The organism is Luteimonas sp. 22616 (assembly GCF_052044325.1).
Taxonomy (GTDB): Bacteria; Pseudomonadota; Gammaproteobacteria; order Xanthomonadales; family Xanthomonadaceae; genus Luteimonas.
Window position 1 is genome coordinate 2,421,123 of record NZ_JBQEMW010000001.1, and the last position, 17,737, is coordinate 2,438,859.

Consider the following 17,737-nt stretch of genomic DNA (forward strand, 5'->3'; position numbering starts at 1 on the left):
GAGCAGCTGCAACCGAAACCGGCACCCCGCTCGCTCCGGCCATTGATCGGGCGTCGGCGGAAGCAGGGCAATCTCCCGGATAGCCGCTCCGGCCTGGTGCTGATGGGCGGCCCGAAGTCAGGCAAACTCCGGCGAGTGTCTGCCGTGTTGGCTGCTGTCGTCCGTCCGGCCGGGTCGCGCACCATTGCGAAAGCGGGCTGTTCGTGCAGGCAGGCGGTCTCCGGGTTGATCATCGCGTTAGCGGCCCAGGAATGTCAGCGCGTCCCGAGGAAGGAATAGCCCCATGCCGATTCAACCACCCGACGACGAACCCTCCGAAGCCGCCCAGCCTGGCATGCAAGCCCCAAGCGCGCAGGCGGCGAAGTCGCATCCGCCGCTCGAGCGCAGCCGCTTCGGCGGCACGCAGCGCCGGCATGAACATCCGGACGACGACACGCCAGTATCGCGCAGCGACCTCAGCAAGGGACCCGAGGAGCTGCTCGAGCACCGCACCGCCTGGATCAACTGGCGCGTGCTGCTGGTCTCGTCGATGGTGATCCTGGCCTTCTCGATCTGGGTCATCCTCGTCCCCGCCGACGCACGCACGACGATGAAGGCAACCGTCGACTGGATCGCGACGAACCTCGGCTGGTACTACGTGCTCACGATGACGCTGGTGATCGGTTTCGTGCTCTGGGTCGCGTTCTCCAAGGAAGGCGACGTGCGGCTCGGCCCCGACCACTCGCGGCCGCAGTACAAGCTCGTGACCTGGGTCGCGATGCTGTTCGCCGCGGGTGTCGGCATCGACATGCTCTTCTACTCGGTCACCGGCCCCGTCGTGCAGTACCTCCATCCGCCCACCGGCGACGGCGCCACCGCCGCCGCGATGCAGGACGCGGTCGTGTGGACGATGTTCCACTACGGCATCGCCGGCTGGTCGATGTATGCGCTGCTCGGCATGGCGATGGGGTACTTCGCCTACCGGTGGGGCATGCCGCTGTCGATCCGCGCGGCGCTCTACCCGCTGCTCGGCAAGCGCGTGCGCGGGCCCCTTGGCGACGGCATCAGCACCATCGCGCTGGTCGGCACCGTGTTCGGCGTCGCCACGTCGATGGGCATCGGTGTCGTGCTGCTGAGCGTCGGCTTCTCGCTGATCTTCGGCCTGGAGCAGGGCCTGGCGCTGCAGATCGCGCTGGTCGGCGGCGCGGTGGTCCTGACCATCGCGGCCACCACGTCCGGCGTCGACCGCGGCATCCGCTGGATCTCCGAGCTGAACCTCTGGAGCGCCGTGGCGATGATGGTCTACATCCTCGTCACCGGGCAGACCGCGTTCCTCCTCAACGCGCTCATCGAGAACATCGGCCAGTTCATCGTCACGTTTCCCGCACGCACGCTGCAGACCTTCGCCTACGAGCCCGGCAGTGCCGAATGGATGGGCGGATGGACGCTGTTCTTCTGGGCGTTCTGGCTGGCGTGGGGGCCATTCGTCGGGGTTTTCCTCGCCCGCATTTCGCGCGGGCGCACACTGCGCGAGTTCGTCATCGCGGCGATCACGGCCCCCGTGCTGTGCGACTTCATCATCGTCTCGCTGTTCGGCAATTCCGCCCTGTTCCAGGTGCTGCAGGGGAACACGGTATTCGCCGAACTGGCGGTCGAGAGCCCGGAGCGGGGCTGGTACGCATTGCTGGGGATGTTCCCGGGCGCGATGTTCCTGATCGGGCTGGCCACGCTCTCGGGGTTGCTGTTCTATCTCACCAGCGCGAACTCCGGCGCGATGGTGATGGCGAACTTCTCGGCCTCGATCCCGGACCCGTCGCGCGACGGGCCGAAGTGGCTGCGCATCTTCTGGGCCGTGCTCACCGCGGTGCTCACCGTGGCGATGCTGCTTGCGGGCGGCGTGACGACGATGGAGTACGCGACGCTCATCTTCGCGCTGCCGGTGACAATCATCGCCTACCTGGTGATGGCGTCTTTCCACAAAGTGTTGCGGATGGAGCGGGCCGAGCGCGAGGGCCAGGTACTGCACAGGCGCTCCATCGCCCCGATCGGCGGGCACGTACCCGAGCGGTCGTGGAAGCAGCGGCTCGAACAGCTGCGCGCATACCCGTCGCTGAAACAGGTCACGCAGTTCCTCGATCAAACGGTACGCCCGGCCCTCGACGACGTCGCCGCCGAGTTCGGGAACCAGGGATACGAGGTCGAACGGGGCACCATGACCGGCACGAGCGGCATCGAGGAGCCGCTGCTGCGGGTATCGATGGACACGTTCCGCGCCTTCCACTACCACGTCGCCATCGTCGAGGCGCCAGTGCCGATGTTCAGTGGCCGGATGTCGCGCGAGACCGACGTCTACTACCGGCTCGAGGTGTTCACGCAGACCGGTTCGGGCGGCTATGACCTGATGGGACTCACCAGGCAGCAGGTGATCGACGACGTGCTCGAGCGATACGAGGCCCACCTCGCATTCCTCACCTTCTCCACGGAGACCGATACCGCCTCGGTACTCACGCCACCGAATTCCGGTTGAACGCGGACTCCGCCGTCCACTGCGTCCAGCCGTGGATCCCGGCATGGAGGCTCGCGTATCCAGCGAGCTCTTTATCTGGATTTCGGTACGTGCATGGCCGCCCTCGCCAAAATGCCGATGGACCACGCACCACTTCGAGCTCGGCGATACTGCCTGCCATGGATGGACGCTAGCGGGGATCGGATGAAGACGTTGGTGTTGGGAGGTTACGGAAACTTCGGTGCCCGCATCTGTCGCGCATTGGCGACTGATCCAACCATTGAATTGCAGATTGGGGGGCGCGATCTCGGGCAGGCCCAGCGACTCGCCGATTCGCTGGACGGTCGAGCGATGGCCGTATCGATCGACTGCAATGCCGCGGGCTTCGGTCAGGCGCTGAGCACGCTGGGGGTTGGACTGGTGATCCACGTGGCCGGTCCATTCCAGCAGCAGTCATATGCAGTGGCACTCGCGGTCGCTGGCGCAGGTGCGCATTACATCGACCTGGCTGACGGCCGCCGTTTCGTCTGCGATTTCCCTGCGGCCCTGCACGATGCATTCCAACAGGCCGGACGAACGGGCATCAGCGGCGCGAGCACGGTGCCGGCCCTGTCCTCGGCTGTCGTGGACCGCCTGTGTGCGGACTGGCAGGCCATCCACGCGGTCGACATCTGCATCGCGCCCGCGCAAACGGCGCCGCGGGGCAAGGCCACGCTGGCGGCGGTACTGAGCTACTGCGGCAAGCCGATCCGGATCTGGCGCAACGGGCAATGGACGCAGGCGACCGGCTGGGCCGCGCCCGAGCCAGTTGAATTCAAACGACTGCGTCCGCGCATCGGTGCGCTCTGCGACATCCCCGACCTCGAACTGTTCCCGGCACGATACCGCGTGCGTGACCGCGTGATGTTCCGCGCTGCCCTCGAAGTGGCCGCGACGCAACGCGCCTTCGCGGTGCTGGCGGCGCTGCGCAGCAGGGGTCTGCTGATGCGGCCGGAGCGATGGGCCGGTGCCCTGAACCGCGTCGCCGGCGTGTTCGATCCGCTGGGCACGTCGCTGGGTGGCATGGTGGTGCGCGTTGAAGGGCTCGACGATGCAGGACGCTCCGCACGACGCGCCTGGCACATCGCAGCCGACAACGACCATGGCCCCGAGATTCCCTGCATGGCCGCGGTTTTGCTGGCGCGAAAGCTGGCCGTCGGCGATGCGGTGGCACCGGGCGCTTTCACGGCGGCCGGGTTGCTGTCATTGGGTGAGTTTGAGCCCGAGTTTGCTAGGTGGGGGATGATCACCGACCTCGTCGACGAGAGCCTTGGCGAGCCACAAGAAGCATCTCCCGCCATCGCAGGTTCGACATCGCGATGAATGCAGGCGACGAGAAGATATTGCGCATGGGCGTCGTGGTCGTGTGGCTGGCGACGGCGGTTGCCAGCCTGTGGGAATTCAACGGCCAGAGCATGGACCTGCTCGCGAAAGCAGGCATCGATGACCCCAGCGTCGCCAGGGCGCTGATTGCGTCGGGCGCGGACGCAGACTTCCTGATCGGCATCGCGATGGCGCTGTCGCCATCACGACGCCTCTACCTGTCTGCACTGGCACTCATGCTGGCGATGACGGCGGTGGCCAGCGTGCTCGATCCCTCGCTGTGGCTGCATCCCTTGGGGCCGTTGACGAAGAATGTTCCCATCGCCGCTGCATTGTGGGTCTTGATCAGGACAGCGAAATGACGATTTATCTGACGGTGAAGTGGATCCACATCCTGTCCAGCGTCGTCCTGGTGGGCACCGGCTTCGGCACGGCGTTCTATCTTTTCTTCGCCAACCGCAGCGGGAGCCTGGAGGCACAGGCTGTCGTGGCCCGGCTGGTAGTCCGGGCCGATTGGTGGTTCACCACGCCTGCGGTCCTGGTCCAGCCGGCCAGCGGCATGCTCCTGACGCATCTCGCAGGCTGGCCGCTCACGACGCCGTGGCTCGCGCTGTCGATCGTGCTCTTCGTAGCAGCCGGCGCGCTGTGGTTGCCGGTGGTGTGGCTGCAGATGCGCATGGCAGCGATGGCGTCTGCGGCCATGGAAGGTTCCAGCGCGGTTCCCGCCGAGTACTGGCGCTATGCGCGCCGGTGGGAGATGTTGGGTTACCCGGCCTTCGTTGCGATGCTGGCGGTGTTCTATCTCATGGTGGCCAAGCCGGGATCGTGGGCGCAGATACTGCCGTTCTAAGTTGTGGGACGCCCACCCCGGCCGACGCCGACGCCGCCCACGCGTTCGCGGCCCAACTCCCGCTGACGCTGGACATGGCCGAACTCAACGGCAACGAAAAGCACGCCAACTTGCCGGCGGCGTTGCCAACCGATGCAAAACCGGCCGGGAACCATCCGCAGCCGCCGCCTACTCCACCGTCACCGACTTCGCCAGATTCCTCGGCTTGTCCACGTCCGTCCCGCGCGCCAGTGCGGCGTGGTAGGCGAGCAGCTGCACCGGGATGGTGTGCACGATCGGGCTGAGCACACCGACGTGGCGCGGGGTGCGGATGACGTGGACGCCTTCGGATTCGCTGAAGTTGCTGTCGGCGTCGGTGAACACGAACAGTTCGCCGCCGCGCGCGCGGACTTCCTGCATGTTGGATTTCACCTTTTCCAGCAGGTTGTCGTTGGGGGCGATCACCACCACCGGCATGTCGGCGTCCACCAGTGCGAGCGGGCCGTGCTTGAGCTCGCCGGCCGGGTAGGCTTCGGCGTGGATGTAGGAGATTTCCTTGAGCTTCAAGGCCCCTTCCAGGGCAATCGGATAGTGCACGCCGCGGCCGAGGAACAGCGCATGCTGCTTCGGCGCGAAGCGTTCGGCCCAAGCGGCGACCTGCGGTTCGAGGTTGAGCGCGTGCTGCACGCTGCCCGGCAGGTGGCGCAGGGCTTCGATGTACTCGGCTTCCTTGTCTTCCGGCAGCTTGCCGCGCAGCTTGGCCAACGTGGCAGCCAGGGTGAACAGCGCGACCAGCTGGGTGGTGAAGGCCTTGGTCGACGCCACGCCGATCTCGGCGCCGGCGCGGGTGTAGAGCACCAGCTTGCTGGCGCGCGGGATTGCGCTTTCGGGCACGTTGCAGATCGACAGGGTCTTGTCGTGGCCGAGTGACTTGGCGTACTTGAGCGCCTCCATCGTGTCGAGCGTTTCGCCCGACTGCGAGATGGTCACCACCAAGTGCTTCGGGTTGGCCACCGCGGTGCGGTAGCGGTATTCGCTTGCGATCTCGACGCTGCACGGCAGGCCGGCGATCGCCTCGATCCAGTAGCGGGCCACGCTGCCCGAGTAGTAGCTGGTGCCGCAGGCGAGGATCTGCACGCCCTCGACGTCGCCCAGCACGGCCTGCGCGTCCTTGCCGAACAGCTCCGGACCGAAGGCATTGGCATCCATCACCGCTTCGATGGTGTCGGCGATCGCGCGCGGCTGCTCGTGGATCTCCTTCTGCATGAAGTGGCGGTAGGGGCCGAGTTCGAGCGAGGCCAGCGACACGTCGGAAACATGCACCTCGCGTTCGGCGGCGGCGCCGGTGTCGTCGAACACCCGCACGCCAGCGCGCGTGACCTCTGCGGTGTCGCCTTCCTCGAGGAAGATCACGCGGCGCGTGGCCTGGATGATCGCCGAGACGTCGGAGGCGACGAAATTCTCGCCCTCGCCCAGGCCGATCAGCAACGGGCAGCCCATGCGCGCGCAGACCATGCGGTCGGGTTCGGCACGGCTGATCACGGCCAGCGCGTAGGCACCGTGCAGTTCCTGGACCGCGCACTGCAGCGCGGCAAGCAGATCGTTGCCTTGCTTGAGGTAATGGTGGATCAGGTGGGCGATGACCTCGGTATCGGTCTGCGATTCGAATTCGTAGCCCAGTGCCTGCAGGCGCGCACGCTGCTGTTCGTGGTTCTCGATGATGCCGTTGTGCACCAGCGCCACGCCGTGGCTGACGTGCGGGTGCGCGTTGAGTTCGGTGACGCCGCCATGGGTGGCCCAGCGGGTGTGGCCGATGCCCAGGTCGGCATGGAAGCCTTCGGCAGCGGCTTCCATTTCGGCCACGCGTCCGGTGCGGCGCACGCGGCGGATGTCGCGGCGATCGCCCTCGCCGTCATCGACCACGGCGATGCCGGCGGAGTCGTAGCCGCGGTATTCGAGACGCTTGAGGCCTTCGATGAGGACGGGAACCACATCGCGATCCGCGATCGCGCCGACGATGCCGCACATGGATGGGGGAACTCCTACTGGTAGGGATCGATTGTAATCGTTGGCCGGCGCACGCCAGCGGCTGGCGCACTTGCGCGGGAGCGGTCGCTGCTTGCGGGAGCGGTCATGGCCGCGATGGCCTCTCGGCGAAACATAGCGGCCATGGCCGCTCCTACAGGGGAATGCCCCACAGGCGATGCCCCGTGGATGGGAGAACGCAAGGACGGTGTCCGCGCGGACACCGCGGGTGTCCGGCCGGACACCCGGACAGCTCATAAACTTTAATAAAATCAATATGTTATAATTGGCACGCGATTTGCTAATTGCAACCATATGAAGCCCTCGAACATCCAAGACCTACGCATGGACAACCGCCCCCGCATTCGCGACACCTCCGGCCAGGACCACGTGGTGTCGCCCGTCAGCCCGGGCAAACGCCATCGCAAGGGTTTGATCATCGGCGGCATCGCCGGCGCCGTGGTGCTGGCACTGGCGGCGTGGGTGGTCATTGGCTGGAGTTCGGGCGGGCGCTCGTTCGACGCCAGCCGCGTGCGCATCGCCCAGGTCACGCGCGGCGACCTGGTGCGCGACCTGTCGGCCGACGGCCGGGTGATCGCCGCCAACAGCCCGACCCTGTACGCCATCGCCGCGGGCACGGTCGCGCTGAAAGTGGTCGCCGGCGACGTGGTCAAGAAGGACCAGCCGCTGGCGGTGATCGACAGCCCGGAACTGCGCAGCAAGCTGGTGCAGGAGGAATCCACCCTGGCGAGCATGGAAGCCGAAGCCAGCCGCGCGGTGCTCGACGCGCAGATTGCCCGCGCCGCGGCGCGCAAGGTGGTGCAGCAGGCGGAAATCAGCCGCACCGCCGCGCAGCGCGACCTGGAGCGCTACCAGCGTGCCTATGAAGGCGGCGCCGTTTCGCAGAACGAGCTGGCCAAGGCGCAGGACGACCTGAAGAAGGCCGAGATCGAACTCGCGAGCGCGCAGAAGGACAACGCCCTGCAGGGTGAAGGCGCCGGCCTGGACGCGCGCAACAAGCGCCTGCTTGCCGACCGCCAGAAGGCGGTGGTGACCGAAGCGCGGCGCCAGGTCGACGCGCTGACGATCCGCTCGCCGTTCGACGGGCAGGTTGGCCAGGTGCAGGTGCCGCAGGGCACCAGCGTGGTCGCCAACGGGCCGGTGCTGAGCGTCGTCGACCTGGCCAGGTTCGAGGTCGAGATCAAGGTGCCGGAAAGCTTCGCCCGCGACCTGGGCATCGGCATCCCGGCGCAGATCACCAGCAACGGCAAGGTCTACAAGGCCGAGGTCTCGGCGGTGTCGCCCGAGGTGGTCAACGGCGAGGTCAATGCCCGCCTGCGCTTCGCCGACGGCCAGCAGCCACCCGGCCTGCGCCAGAACCAGCGGCTGTCGGCGCGCATCGTGCTCGACACCCGCCGCAACGTACTCATGGTCGAGCGCGGCCCGTTCCTGGAACAGGACGGCGGCAGCACGGCCTGGGTGGTCGAGGACGGCAGCGCCACGCGCCGCCCGATCCAGGCAGGCGCAAGCAGCCTGGGCAATGTGGAAATCGTGTCCGGCCTCAAGGAAGGCGACCGCATCGTCGTCTCCGGCACGGACCAGTTCGGCAACGCGGACCGCGTCCGCATCAACGGAGAATGAAATGAACGCCCTGAACAGAAAGTCCCCCGATTATTTTTCCTTCCCGCAGCAGTGGGATGCGCAGGACCTCGCCGACGCCGTGCCGCACCGCCTGCGGCTGTCGCAAATGGTGGATTTCGACGCCATCGGCGCTGCCGCGAGCGCCAACGCGCCGGCGCGCAAGCCGCGCGCCCTGCAGCGCGGCTACGCGCGCAACGCCGAGCTGCCGTCGCTGTTCCACATCCGCTGACAGATCACCACCGCAATCCAATCGCCACCGAGGAAACACCCATGCTGGACATGCGCCAGGTCACCAAGGTCTACCGCACCGAACTGGTCGAGACACACGCGCTGCGCTCGCTCGACCTGCACGTGAAGGAAGGCGAGTTCGTCGCCGTCACCGGCCCGTCGGGTTCGGGCAAGACCACGTTCCTCAACATCGCCGGCCTGCTGGAGACCTTCACCGGCGGCGAGTTCACGCTCGATGGCGAGAACGTCAAGGGCCTGTCGGACAACCAGCGCAGCAAGCTGCGCAACCAGAAGATCGGCTTCATCTTCCAGGGCTTCAACCTGATCCCGGACCTGAACCTGTTCGACAACTGCGACGTGCCGCTGCGCTACCGCGGCATGCCGGCCAGCGAACGCAGGCTGCGGATCGAGGACGCGCTGGGAATGGTGGGGCTGGGCTCGCGGATGAAGCACTTCCCGGCCGAACTCTCGGGCGGACAGCAGCAACGCGCGGCGATCGCGCGGGCGCTCGCCGGCAGCCCGCGCCTGCTTCTCGCCGACGAACCCACCGGCAACCTCGACTCGCAGATGGCGCGCAGCGTGCTGGAGCTGCTGGAGGACATCAACTCCCAGGGCGCGACCATCATCATGGTCACCCACGATCCCGAACTGGCCGCGCGCGCGCAGCGCAACGTGCACATCGTCGACGGCATGGCGACCGACCTGTCGGTGGAGCCGAGCCTGGCAAGGGTGCGCGATTCGGCGACCGCGAAGTCGCCAGCCTAGGACCGGGCCGGAAAGTCACTGGGTCCCCGCATTCGCGGGGATGACGACAACAGCTTCACGGAGCTCCCCATGTTCGGCTACTACTTGAACCTCGCGCTGCGCAGCTTCCGCCGCAACAAGGCACTGACCGCGCTGATGGTGCTGGCGATCGCGCTGGGCATCGGCGCCAGCATGACCACGCTGACCGTGTTCCACATCCTCTCCGGCGACCCGGTGCCGACCCGGAGCGGCGAGCTGTTCTACGTCCAGCTCGACCCCGAGGGCATGAACGGCTACACGCCCGGCGAGGAACCCTCCGAGCAGGTGACCCGCTTCGACGCCGAGACCCTGCTGCGCGAAAAGCGCGGCGACCGGCAGGCGATGATGACCGGCGGCAGCGCCGCGATCACGCCGCAGAAGCAGGACATGTCGCCGTTCTATGCCGACGCGCGCTACTCGACGGCGGACATCTTCCCGATGTTCGACATGCCGTTCCTGTACGGCGGCGGCTGGAGCGCGACCGAGGACGAGCGCCATGCCCGCGTCGCGGTGATCGCCAAGGCGCTCAACGACAAGCTGTTCGGCGGCGGCAACAGCGTCGGCAAGACGGTGCGGCTGGAGAATGCCGATTTCCGGATCGTCGGCGTCCTCGACCAGTGGCGGCCCACGCCGCGCTTCTACGACATGAACAGTGACCGCTTCGGCGAACTCGAGCAGGTGTTCGTGCCATTCTCCACCTCGCGCGACCTGAAGATGAGCCGCAGCGGGAGCATGGATTGCTGGGGCGATTCCGGGTCCGATCCCGAAGGCGAGGCCGGCGTGAATGCGCCCTGCGTGTGGATCCAGTACTGGGTGCAGCTCGACACGCCGGCGAAGGCCGATGCGTACCGCCGCTACCTGGTCAACTACTCCGACCAGCAGCGCAGCAGCGGCCGCTACGAGCGCCCGACCAACGTGCGCCTGCGCAGCGTGATGGAGTGGCTGGACTACAACAAAGTCGTCCCCGGTGACGTGCGCCTGCAGGTGTGGCTGGCGTTCGGCTTCCTGCTGGTGTGCCTGCTCAACACGGTGGGCCTGCTGCTGGCCAAGTTCCTGCGCCGCAGCGGCGAGGTCGGCGTGCGCCGGGCGCTGGGTGCGTCGCGTCGCGAGATCTTCATGCAGTGCCTGGTCGAGGCCGGCACCGTCGGCATGGCTGGCGGCATCGTCGGGCTCGCGCTGGCCTGGCTCGGGCTGTGGGCGGTGCGCCAGCAGCCGGCGAGCTACGCCGAGCTCGCGCACCTCGACCCGCTGATGTTGCTGACGACCTTCGTGCTCGCGGTCGGCGCCAGCCTGCTGGCCGGCGTGATCCCGGCGTGGCAGGCGATGCAGGTCACCCCCGCCATCCAGCTCAAGAGCCAGTAGTTCGGGCTACGCGCCGACGTCCCACGATCCAGAAGACGTCCCCCTTCCGTCGAACACCAAGCCCGACCAACGCTTCCATCGAGGACTCCACCATGGAACTGCGCCCCATCCTCTCCACCCTGCTCCGGCACAAGACCGCCGCGGCGCTGATCGTGCTGGAGATCGCGCTGAGCTGCGCGATCGTCTGCAATGCCCTGTTCCTGATCGGCAACCGCATCGAGAAGATCAACCTGGTCAGCGGCGTGGCCGAGAACGAGGTCGTGCGCGTGCAGCTGACCGGCATCGGCCAGGACGACAATGCCGATGCGCTGACCCGCAGCGACCTGGCCACCCTGCGCGGGCTGCCCGGCGTCAAGGCCGCGACCGTCACCAACCAGGTACCGTTCGTGAATTCGTCCTGGAACTCGGGCGTGAGGATGAGCAAGGACCAGAAGCAGTCGACCCTCAGCGCCACCGTCTACATGGCCGAGGAGCAGTTCCTCGATACCCTCGGGCCGAAGATCGTGGCCGGCCGCCAGTTCGCACCGGACGAGTTCATCGAGTGGGCGGCGCTGGACGCCCCCGACAGCAAGGTGTCGATTCCCGCGACGATCATCACCCGCAGCATGGCCGACAAGCTGTTCCCGGGCCAGAACGCGATCGGCAAGTCGTTCTACAGCTGGGGCGACAACCCGATCCGGGTCGTCGGTGTCGTCGACCACCTGGTGCGCCCGAGCGAACAGGGCGGCCCGACCGCGCACGAGTATTCGATGATCTTCCCGATCAACGTGCCCTATTCGCTGGGTGGCAACTACCTGCTGCGCACCGACCCCGCGCGCCGCGGCGAGGTGCTCAAGGCTGCGATCGCCGCGCTCGAACGCAACGGCCCCAACCGCATCATCCTGACCGACAACAGCAAGACCATGGAGGAGTTGCGCAGCGCCTACTACCGCCAGGACCGCGCCATGGTCTGGCTGCTGGTCGCGGTGATCATCGCGCTGCTGGTGGTGACCGCGCTGGGCATCGTGGGCCTTGCCAGCTTCTGGGTGCAGCAGCGCACCAAGCAGATCGGCGTGCGCCGCGCGCTCGGCGCAACGAAGGGCCAGATCCTGCGCTACTTCCAGACCGAGAACTTCCTGCTCGCCAGCGTCGGCATCGTGCTGGGCATGCTGCTGGCGTTCGGCATCAACCAGATGCTGATGGGCAAGTACGAGTTGCCGCGCCTGCCGCTGGTGTACCTGCCGATCGGCGCGGTGGCGCTGTGGCTGCTCGGCCAGTTCGCGGTGTTCTGGCCGGCACGACGCGCCGCGGCGGTGCCGCCGGCGGTGGCGACGCGCAGCGTCTGACGCGCACCGTGGCAAGGGGAGTGCCATGAAGTACGCGATCGAGCTGGGCATGCGCGGGCTGCTGCGGCAGCCGCGCACGATGGCGCTGTCGATCGTGACCCTGGGCCTGGGGCTGGCGGCAGTGATGACCATGCTGACCCTGCTGGCGATGCTGTCGGCCGACCCGTTGCCGGGGCTGAGCCAGCACTTGTACCTGGGCTGGGTGGATTCACGCGAGGCGCCGAGGAGCGGCGCCCGGGCGCGTGACGACAGCGCCTCGCCCCCCTCGCTATGGAAGCTGGCCGACGTCCAGGCGATGGCCGCCGCGCATCCCGAGGTGCGCCAGGCCGCGCTGGTGACCACGGACCTGACCCTGTCGAGCAGCGACGGCCAGCGCAACATCCGGCGCCCTGCGGTACTCGCGCTCGGGCCGATGCCGTCGATGTTCGGCGTGCCGCTATTGCACGGCCGCTTCTGGACCGCACCGGAGGAACAATCGCGCGCACGCGTGCTGGTGATCGACCGCGATACCAGCGTGGCACTGTTCGGCACCGACAACGGCGTTGGTCGCGAACTGCAGCTGGGCAAGACCGTGTTCCGCGTGATCGGGATCAGCGGACACTGGGCGCCGCAGCCGAACTTCCTGTTCCTGCATCCGGACAGCCAGGCATGGGGCGACAGCCGCGGCCAGGGCGCCTTCGTCCCCGCGCTTGCCGCGATCGACGCTGGCGTGGTGCCGCTCAACGTGCGCGACTGCGACCGGGAACGGGCGGACGGCTTCCACGTCGGCGAACTCGATGTCCAGGGCTGCCGTTGGCTGGTGCTGTGGGCCGAGCTGCGCACGCCGCAGCAGGTGGCCGCGTTCGACAACGGCCTGGCCGCGTATGCGCGCGACCGCCACGCGGCCGGCGTCTTCCCGCGGCCGCCGCAGGCCAGGCTGTCCAGCGTGCGCGACTGGCTGGCGACCAACCGCGTGATCCCCTCCAGCGTGCGCCTGAACCTGTGGCTGGCGCTGGGCCTGCTGGCGCTGTGCATGGTCAACGTCGCCGGCCTGCTGGCGGCGCGATTCGTGCATCGCTCCGGCGAACTTGGCGTGCGTCGCGTGCTGGGCGCGCCGCGCCGTTCGATCGTCGTGCAATGCCTCGCCGAAGCCGGCATGGCCGGCGTGCTGGGCGGCCTGCTGGCGTTGCCGCTGACCCTGTTCGGCCTGTGGGTGATTCGCCTGCAGGCGCGCGGCTATACCGACATGGCGCGATTCGATCCGGGCCTGTTCCTGGCGCTGCTCGCGCTGGGAGTTGCCACCGGACTGCTGGTCGGCCTGCTGCCGGCGTGGCGCGCGGCCCGGCTGGAGCCGGCGCTGCAGGTCAAAAGCCTGTGAGCACCTTCAGGGGAACCGGCATGCCACCGTTGCGCCACATCGCCTCCACGCTCTATCGCCAGCGGTTGATGCCGACCCTGGTGGTCGTGCAGATCGCACTGGCCTGCGCGATCCTCGTCAACGCCCTGTTCCTGCTCGGCCAGCAGCTGGCGCCGATGCTGGTGCCCGACGGCATCGCGAAGGACCAACTGCTGCTGGTCGACCAGCTGGTCAGCCGCGACGGGCAGTGGCGCGCATCGCGCATCGAGGCCGGCGCGCGGGCACTGCGCGCGGTACCGGGCGTGCATGCCGTGAGTCCGGCGCTGGGGCTGCCGATGCGGCAGACCATCGTGATGACGTATGACCTGAAGGGACCAGGCGGCGCGAGCGCCACCGCCAGCGCTTTCGCCGGCGAGGGCATGCTGCAAAGCCTCGGGCTGGAACTGCAGCAGGGCCGCGATTTCGTCGCTTCCGACTACAGCGACCTGGATCTCTCCTCCCGCGACGGCTCCACCGGCAAGAGCGCCACGATGCCGCTGATCCTGACCGCGGCGCTGGCGCGCAAGCTGTTTCCCGACGGCGGTGCACTGGGCGGCCAGCTGCGCGATGCCGATGCCGGCGGGTCAGGTCGCTACGTCGTGGTCGGGATCGTGCGCCACCTGCTGCGCTACCAGGTCGGCGAACTCGACGACGGCAAGGCCGAGTACGCGGTGCTGGCGCCACGCCGCATCACCGGCACGCCGATCCTGGGCTATGCCGTCCGCACCGACCCGGCGCGGCGCGATGCCGTGCATGCGGCCATCCCGGAGGTGCTCAGGCATGCGTTCGGTGCCGAGCTCATGCCGGAAATCGACGTGCGCGTGGACGATTACGAAAGCCTGCGCCGCGATGCCTTCAAGCCTCGCCGCGCCGCGGCCTGGCTGCTGGCCACGGTATGCGTGGTCGTCACCTTCATCACCCTGGTCGGCATCGCCAGCCTGACCGGTTACTGGGTGGCCCAGCGCACGCGCCAGATCGGCATCCGGCGCGCGCTGGGCGCCACCCGCGGACAGATCCTGCGTTACTTCCAGGTCGAGAACCTGGCCCTGACCACCATCGCGGTGCTGATCGGCATGCCGTTGGCCTATGCGATCAACCAGTGGCTGATGCAGCACTACGAACTCGCGCGCCTGCCCTGGTACTGCCTGCCGATCGGCGTGCTCGCGCTGTGGCTGCTCGGCCAGGTGGCGGTTTACGGGCCGGCGCGACGTGCGGCCGCGGTACCGCCGGCGGTGGCGACCCGAAGCGTGTAGCGTGCCCCTCTCCCCTGCACAGGTACGAGGAGGAAGAGCGTTTACGGACCACCGGTCCGCGCGACGGCGAACGCCCTCATCCGCCCCGCGGGGACAGGCTTTTATCCCGCTCGCGGGAGAAGAGATTTCGGAACCTGGACCATAATCGCCCCATGTCCACCATTCTTGTCATCGACGACAACCCCTCGGTCGCCACGGCGCTCGACGTCCTGTTTTCGCTGCACGACATCGACACGCTGCGCGCGGAATCGCCGGAAGCCGGGCTGGAGCAACTGCGACGCCATGACGTCGACCTGGTGATCCAGGACATGAACTTCCACGCCGACACCACGTCGGGCGAGGAAGGCATCGCGCTGTTCCACGAGATCCGCGCGCTGCATCCGGACCTGCCGGTGATCCTGCTCACCGCATGGACGCACCTGGAGGCGGCGATCGACCTGGTCCGCGCCGGCGCCGCCGACTACCTCGCCAAGCCGTGGGACGACCGCAAGCTGATGGCGACGGTCAACAACCTGCTGGAACTGGCCGACGCCCGCCGCGAACTGTCGCGCGAGCGCGCGGGCGAACGCCAGCGACGCGCTGCACTGCTGCGGGATCACGATCTGCGCGGACTGGTATTCGACGACCCTGCCAGCGAAGGCACGGTGGCGCTGGCCTGCCAGGTTGCGCGCTCGGACATCCCGGTGCTGATCACCGGCCCCAACGGCGCCGGCAAGGAGAAGTACGCCGAGATCGTCCACGCCAACTCGCATGTCCGCAACGGCCCGTTCGTGGCGCTCAACTGCGGCGCATTGCCGGCGGACCTGATCGAGGCCGAGCTGTTCGGCGCAGAGCCCGGCGCCTACACCGGCGCCAACAAGGCGCGCGAGGGCAAGTTCGAGGCCGCCGACGGCGGCACCCTGTTCCTCGACGAGATCGGCACGCTGCCGCTGGCGGGCCAGGTGAAGCTGCTGCGCGTGCTCGAAACCGGTCGCTTCGAGCGCCTGGGCGGCAACCGCGAGCGCAGCGTCAGCGTGCGCATCGTCAGCGCGACCAATGCCGATCTCGCCGCGCTGATCGCCGACGGCCGCTTCCGCGAGGACCTGTTCTACCGCCTCAACGGCATCGAACTGCGGCTGCCGCCGCTGGCGCAGCGCCCGCGCGACATCCTGCCGCTGGCGCGGCATTTCCTGTCCGGCGGCAAGCACCTGGGCGAAGACGCCGAACGCGCGCTGCTGCGCCACGCCTGGCCGGGCAATGTGCGCGAACTGCGCAACACGATGCAGCGCGCGGCGCTCTTGGCGCGCAACGACGAGATCTCGGCTGCAGACCTGGCCCTGCAACCGGCACCGGGCATGTCCATCGGCGCAATCGCGAGCGAAGAACCGGACCGCGCGGCAATCGAAGCCGCGCTCGATCGCCACGGCGGCGTCCTGGCCCAGGCCGCCGCCGAGCTCGGCCTGTCGCGACAGGCGCTGTACCGGCGCCTCGATCGGCTCGGGATCAGGCGCGAGTGATGGCTGATATGCGGCACGCGAACCTCCCGCCGTCATTCCCGCGAAAGCGGAAGTGCTTCTCAACAGCACAAGTCGGTCGGCGCAGTGACCTTGGGCTGTTGAAATCGGAGTCACTGGGTTCCCGCTTTCGCGGGAATCACGGCCTCGGCGTTGAAGCAAAGTCGCTGGATGACCAGACCTTCGGCCTGTTGCGGAACATCTCCCGCCTGCGCGGGAATGACGATCACGGGCGCGGGATCGCGGGAACACTCTGATGCACTGGTGGCACCGCCTCCCGCTGAACATCGTCTACGCCGCGCTGACCGTCGGCTACATGCTCGTCGCGGCCGCGCTCGCACTGCTGCTGACGCGCTGGCTGCAGCCATGGGCGGCCATGCTGCTGTCGGTTGCACTGCCGCTGCCGCTGCTGCTGTACCACGTGCGCCGGGTGTTCGCGCCGGCGCGCTCGCTGTTCCGGGCCCTGGCCGGCAGCGTCGCCAGCTATCGCGACGGCGACTACAGCTCCGGCATCTCGTGGCAGGGCCGGGGCGAACTGCGTGAACTGGTCGACAGCCACAACCAGCTGGGCAAGGTCCTGCGCGACCAGCGCCAGTCGCTGGTCCAACGCGAGCTGCTGCTCGACACGGTGGTGCAGAACACGCCGGTGGCGATGCTGCTGGTGGACGCGACGCGGCGCGTGGTGCTGGGCAACCTCGCCGCACGCAAGATGTTCGGCGAAGGCCGGAAGCTCGAGGGGCAATCGTTCGACGCCCTGCTCGCCGGCACCAGCGAGCCGGTGCGCGATGCGTTCTCGCGCGGCGGCGACGGCATGTTCACCGTCGGCGAGGAGGACAGCGCCGACATCTACCACCTGTCGCGACGCACGTTCCGGCTCAACGGCCGGCAACACGAGCTGGTGCTGCTGCGCCTGCTCACCGCGGAACTGCGCCGGCAGGAAGTGCAGACGTGGAAGAAGGTGATCCGGGTGATCAGCCACGAGCTCAACAATTCGCTGGCGCCGATCGCATCACTGGCGCATTCGGGTGCCGAACTGCTGCGCCGCGGCCAGTACGAACGCCTGCCCATGGCGCTGGCGACCATCGAGGAGCGTGCGCGCCACCTGGAAGGCTTCATCCGCGACTACGCGCGTTTCGCCAAGATGCCCGCGCCGCGACTGGAGGCGGTGGAATGGCGGCGGTTCATCGCCCAGCTGCGCAGCCAGGTGGAGTTCGTCGACGACCTGCATCCCGCCGACGGCATCGCACGCATCGATGCCGCGCAGCTCGAACAGGCACTGCTGAACCTGCTGCGCAACGCGCATGAATCCGGAAGCCCCGCGCAGGAGGTGCAGCTGTCGCTGCGTGGCATTCCCGGCGCCTGGCGCATCGACGTGCTCGACCGCGGCAGCGGCATGAACGACGCGGTGCTGGCCAATGCGCTGCTGCCGTTCTATTCCACCAAGCGCCACGGCACCGGGTTGGGGCTGGCGCTGGCGCGCGAGATCGCCGAAGCCCACGGCGGGCGCATCGCCCTGCTCAACCGCGACGGCGGCGGGCTGTGCGTGTCGATGGTGTTGCCGGGCTGAGCCTCAAGA

Annotated in this window: 14 protein-coding genes; 13 read left to right on the plus strand and 1 reads right to left on the minus strand. The window is 67.9% G+C overall.

All coding sequences use genetic code 11. From position 1 onward, the window contains the following. Positions 1-283: 283 nt before the first annotated feature. The 4 genes from betT (at position 284) to ACTJIL_RS11155 (ending at position 4,697) form a co-directional block, all read left to right on the plus strand. A complete protein-coding gene (gene betT, locus ACTJIL_RS11140) occupies positions 284-2,506 on the plus strand; it encodes a choline BCCT transporter BetT (RefSeq protein WP_440755573.1) in 2,223 nt (740 codons plus the stop codon). 183 nt (positions 2,507-2,689) lie between these two features. Next, a complete protein-coding gene (locus tag ACTJIL_RS11145) occupies positions 2,690-3,847 on the plus strand; it encodes a saccharopine dehydrogenase family protein (RefSeq protein ID WP_440755574.1) in 1,158 nt (385 codons plus the stop codon). Beyond that, on the plus strand, positions 3,844-4,209 hold the full coding sequence (locus ACTJIL_RS11150; RefSeq protein ID WP_440755575.1) for a DoxX-like family protein: 366 nt from the start codon (positions 3,844-3,846) through the stop codon (positions 4,207-4,209). Before ACTJIL_RS11145 ends, ACTJIL_RS11150 begins: the two co-directional genes overlap by 4 nt. Continuing rightward, the gene (locus ACTJIL_RS11155) at positions 4,206-4,697 is read left to right on the plus strand and encodes a DUF2269 family protein (RefSeq protein WP_440755576.1); all 492 of its coding nucleotides are present in this window, start codon (positions 4,206-4,208) and stop codon (positions 4,695-4,697) included. The genes ACTJIL_RS11150 and ACTJIL_RS11155 overlap by 4 nt, the downstream gene beginning before the upstream one ends. A 168-nt stretch (positions 4,698-4,865) precedes the next feature. Here ACTJIL_RS11155 and glmS read toward each other — a convergent pair whose 3' ends face one another. Further along, the gene (glmS, locus tag ACTJIL_RS11160; protein WP_440755577.1) at positions 4,866-6,704 is read right to left on the minus strand and encodes a glutamine--fructose-6-phosphate transaminase (isomerizing); all 1,839 of its coding nucleotides are present in this window, start codon (positions 6,702-6,704) and stop codon (positions 4,866-4,868) included. A gap of 342 nt (positions 6,705-7,046) precedes the next feature. On the opposite strand from glmS, the gene ACTJIL_RS11165 reads away from it, so the two are divergent. The 9 genes from ACTJIL_RS11165 to ACTJIL_RS11205 all read left to right on the plus strand — a co-directional run bounded on the left by ACTJIL_RS11165 (position 7,047) and on the right by ACTJIL_RS11205 (position 17,728). Further along, positions 7,047-8,342 carry an efflux RND transporter periplasmic adaptor subunit gene (locus ACTJIL_RS11165; protein ID WP_440755578.1) on the plus strand — a complete coding sequence of 432 codons (1,296 nt, stop codon included), beginning with the start codon at positions 7,047-7,049 and terminating at the stop codon, positions 8,340-8,342. A gap of 1 nt (position 8,343) precedes the next feature. Further along, positions 8,344-8,571, plus strand: coding sequence for a hypothetical protein (locus tag ACTJIL_RS11170; protein ID WP_440755579.1), 228 nt, complete (start codon positions 8,344-8,346; stop codon positions 8,569-8,571). Positions 8,572-8,612: 41 nt separating this feature from the next. Beyond that, positions 8,613-9,335, plus strand: a complete 723-nt coding sequence (locus ACTJIL_RS11175; RefSeq protein WP_440755580.1) for an ABC transporter ATP-binding protein — start codon at positions 8,613-8,615, stop codon at positions 9,333-9,335. 69 nt (positions 9,336-9,404) lie between these two features. Then, complete coding sequence (locus ACTJIL_RS11180) at positions 9,405-10,715, plus strand: ABC transporter permease (protein WP_440755581.1); 1,311 nt, start codon at positions 9,405-9,407, stop codon at positions 10,713-10,715. Between the two features lie 92 nt (positions 10,716-10,807). Further along, entirely contained in the window at positions 10,808-12,040 is a 1,233-nt protein-coding gene (locus ACTJIL_RS11185) for an ABC transporter permease (protein ID WP_440755582.1), read from the plus strand. A gap of 25 nt (positions 12,041-12,065) precedes the next feature. Next, positions 12,066-13,397: an ABC transporter permease gene (locus tag ACTJIL_RS11190; protein ID WP_440755583.1), complete on the plus strand. Its 1,332-nt coding sequence runs from the start codon at positions 12,066-12,068 to the stop codon at positions 13,395-13,397. Between the two features lie 20 nt (positions 13,398-13,417). After that, positions 13,418-14,668: an ABC transporter permease gene (locus ACTJIL_RS11195; protein WP_440755584.1), complete on the plus strand. Its 1,251-nt coding sequence runs from the start codon at positions 13,418-13,420 to the stop codon at positions 14,666-14,668. Between the two features lie 152 nt (positions 14,669-14,820). Then, positions 14,821-16,164 carry a sigma-54-dependent transcriptional regulator gene (locus ACTJIL_RS11200; protein WP_440755585.1) on the plus strand — a complete coding sequence of 448 codons (1,344 nt, stop codon included), beginning with the start codon at positions 14,821-14,823 and terminating at the stop codon, positions 16,162-16,164. Between the two features lie 253 nt (positions 16,165-16,417). Next, complete coding sequence (locus ACTJIL_RS11205) at positions 16,418-17,728, plus strand: sensor histidine kinase (protein WP_440755586.1); 1,311 nt, start codon at positions 16,418-16,420, stop codon at positions 17,726-17,728. Positions 17,729-17,737: the final 9 nt, after the last annotated feature.

What these genes read in the sequence shown, in the direction of transcription:
- betT (WP_440755573.1), top strand. Translation starts at nt 284, where the DNA reads ATGCCGATTCAACCACCCGACGACGAACCCTCCGAAGCCGCCCAGCCT.
- ACTJIL_RS11145 (WP_440755574.1), top strand. Translation starts at nt 2,690, where the DNA reads ATGAAGACGTTGGTGTTGGGAGGTTACGGAAACTTCGGTGCCCGCATC.
- ACTJIL_RS11150 (WP_440755575.1), top strand. Translation starts at nt 3,844, where the DNA reads ATGAATGCAGGCGACGAGAAGATATTGCGCATGGGCGTCGTGGTCGTG.
- ACTJIL_RS11155 (WP_440755576.1), top strand. Translation starts at nt 4,206, where the DNA reads ATGACGATTTATCTGACGGTGAAGTGGATCCACATCCTGTCCAGCGTC.
- glmS (WP_440755577.1), bottom strand. Translation starts at nt 6,704, where the DNA reads ATGTGCGGCATCGTCGGCGCGATCGCGGATCGCGATGTGGTTCCCGTC.
- ACTJIL_RS11165 (WP_440755578.1), top strand. Translation starts at nt 7,047, where the DNA reads ATGGACAACCGCCCCCGCATTCGCGACACCTCCGGCCAGGACCACGTG.
- ACTJIL_RS11170 (WP_440755579.1), top strand. Translation starts at nt 8,344, where the DNA reads ATGAACGCCCTGAACAGAAAGTCCCCCGATTATTTTTCCTTCCCGCAG.
- ACTJIL_RS11175 (WP_440755580.1), top strand. Translation starts at nt 8,613, where the DNA reads ATGCTGGACATGCGCCAGGTCACCAAGGTCTACCGCACCGAACTGGTC.
- ACTJIL_RS11180 (WP_440755581.1), top strand. Translation starts at nt 9,405, where the DNA reads ATGTTCGGCTACTACTTGAACCTCGCGCTGCGCAGCTTCCGCCGCAAC.
- ACTJIL_RS11185 (WP_440755582.1), top strand. Translation starts at nt 10,808, where the DNA reads ATGGAACTGCGCCCCATCCTCTCCACCCTGCTCCGGCACAAGACCGCC.
- ACTJIL_RS11190 (WP_440755583.1), top strand. Translation starts at nt 12,066, where the DNA reads ATGAAGTACGCGATCGAGCTGGGCATGCGCGGGCTGCTGCGGCAGCCG.
- ACTJIL_RS11195 (WP_440755584.1), top strand. Translation starts at nt 13,418, where the DNA reads ATGCCACCGTTGCGCCACATCGCCTCCACGCTCTATCGCCAGCGGTTG.
- ACTJIL_RS11200 (WP_440755585.1), top strand. Translation starts at nt 14,821, where the DNA reads ATGTCCACCATTCTTGTCATCGACGACAACCCCTCGGTCGCCACGGCG.
- ACTJIL_RS11205 (WP_440755586.1), top strand. Translation starts at nt 16,418, where the DNA reads ATGCACTGGTGGCACCGCCTCCCGCTGAACATCGTCTACGCCGCGCTG.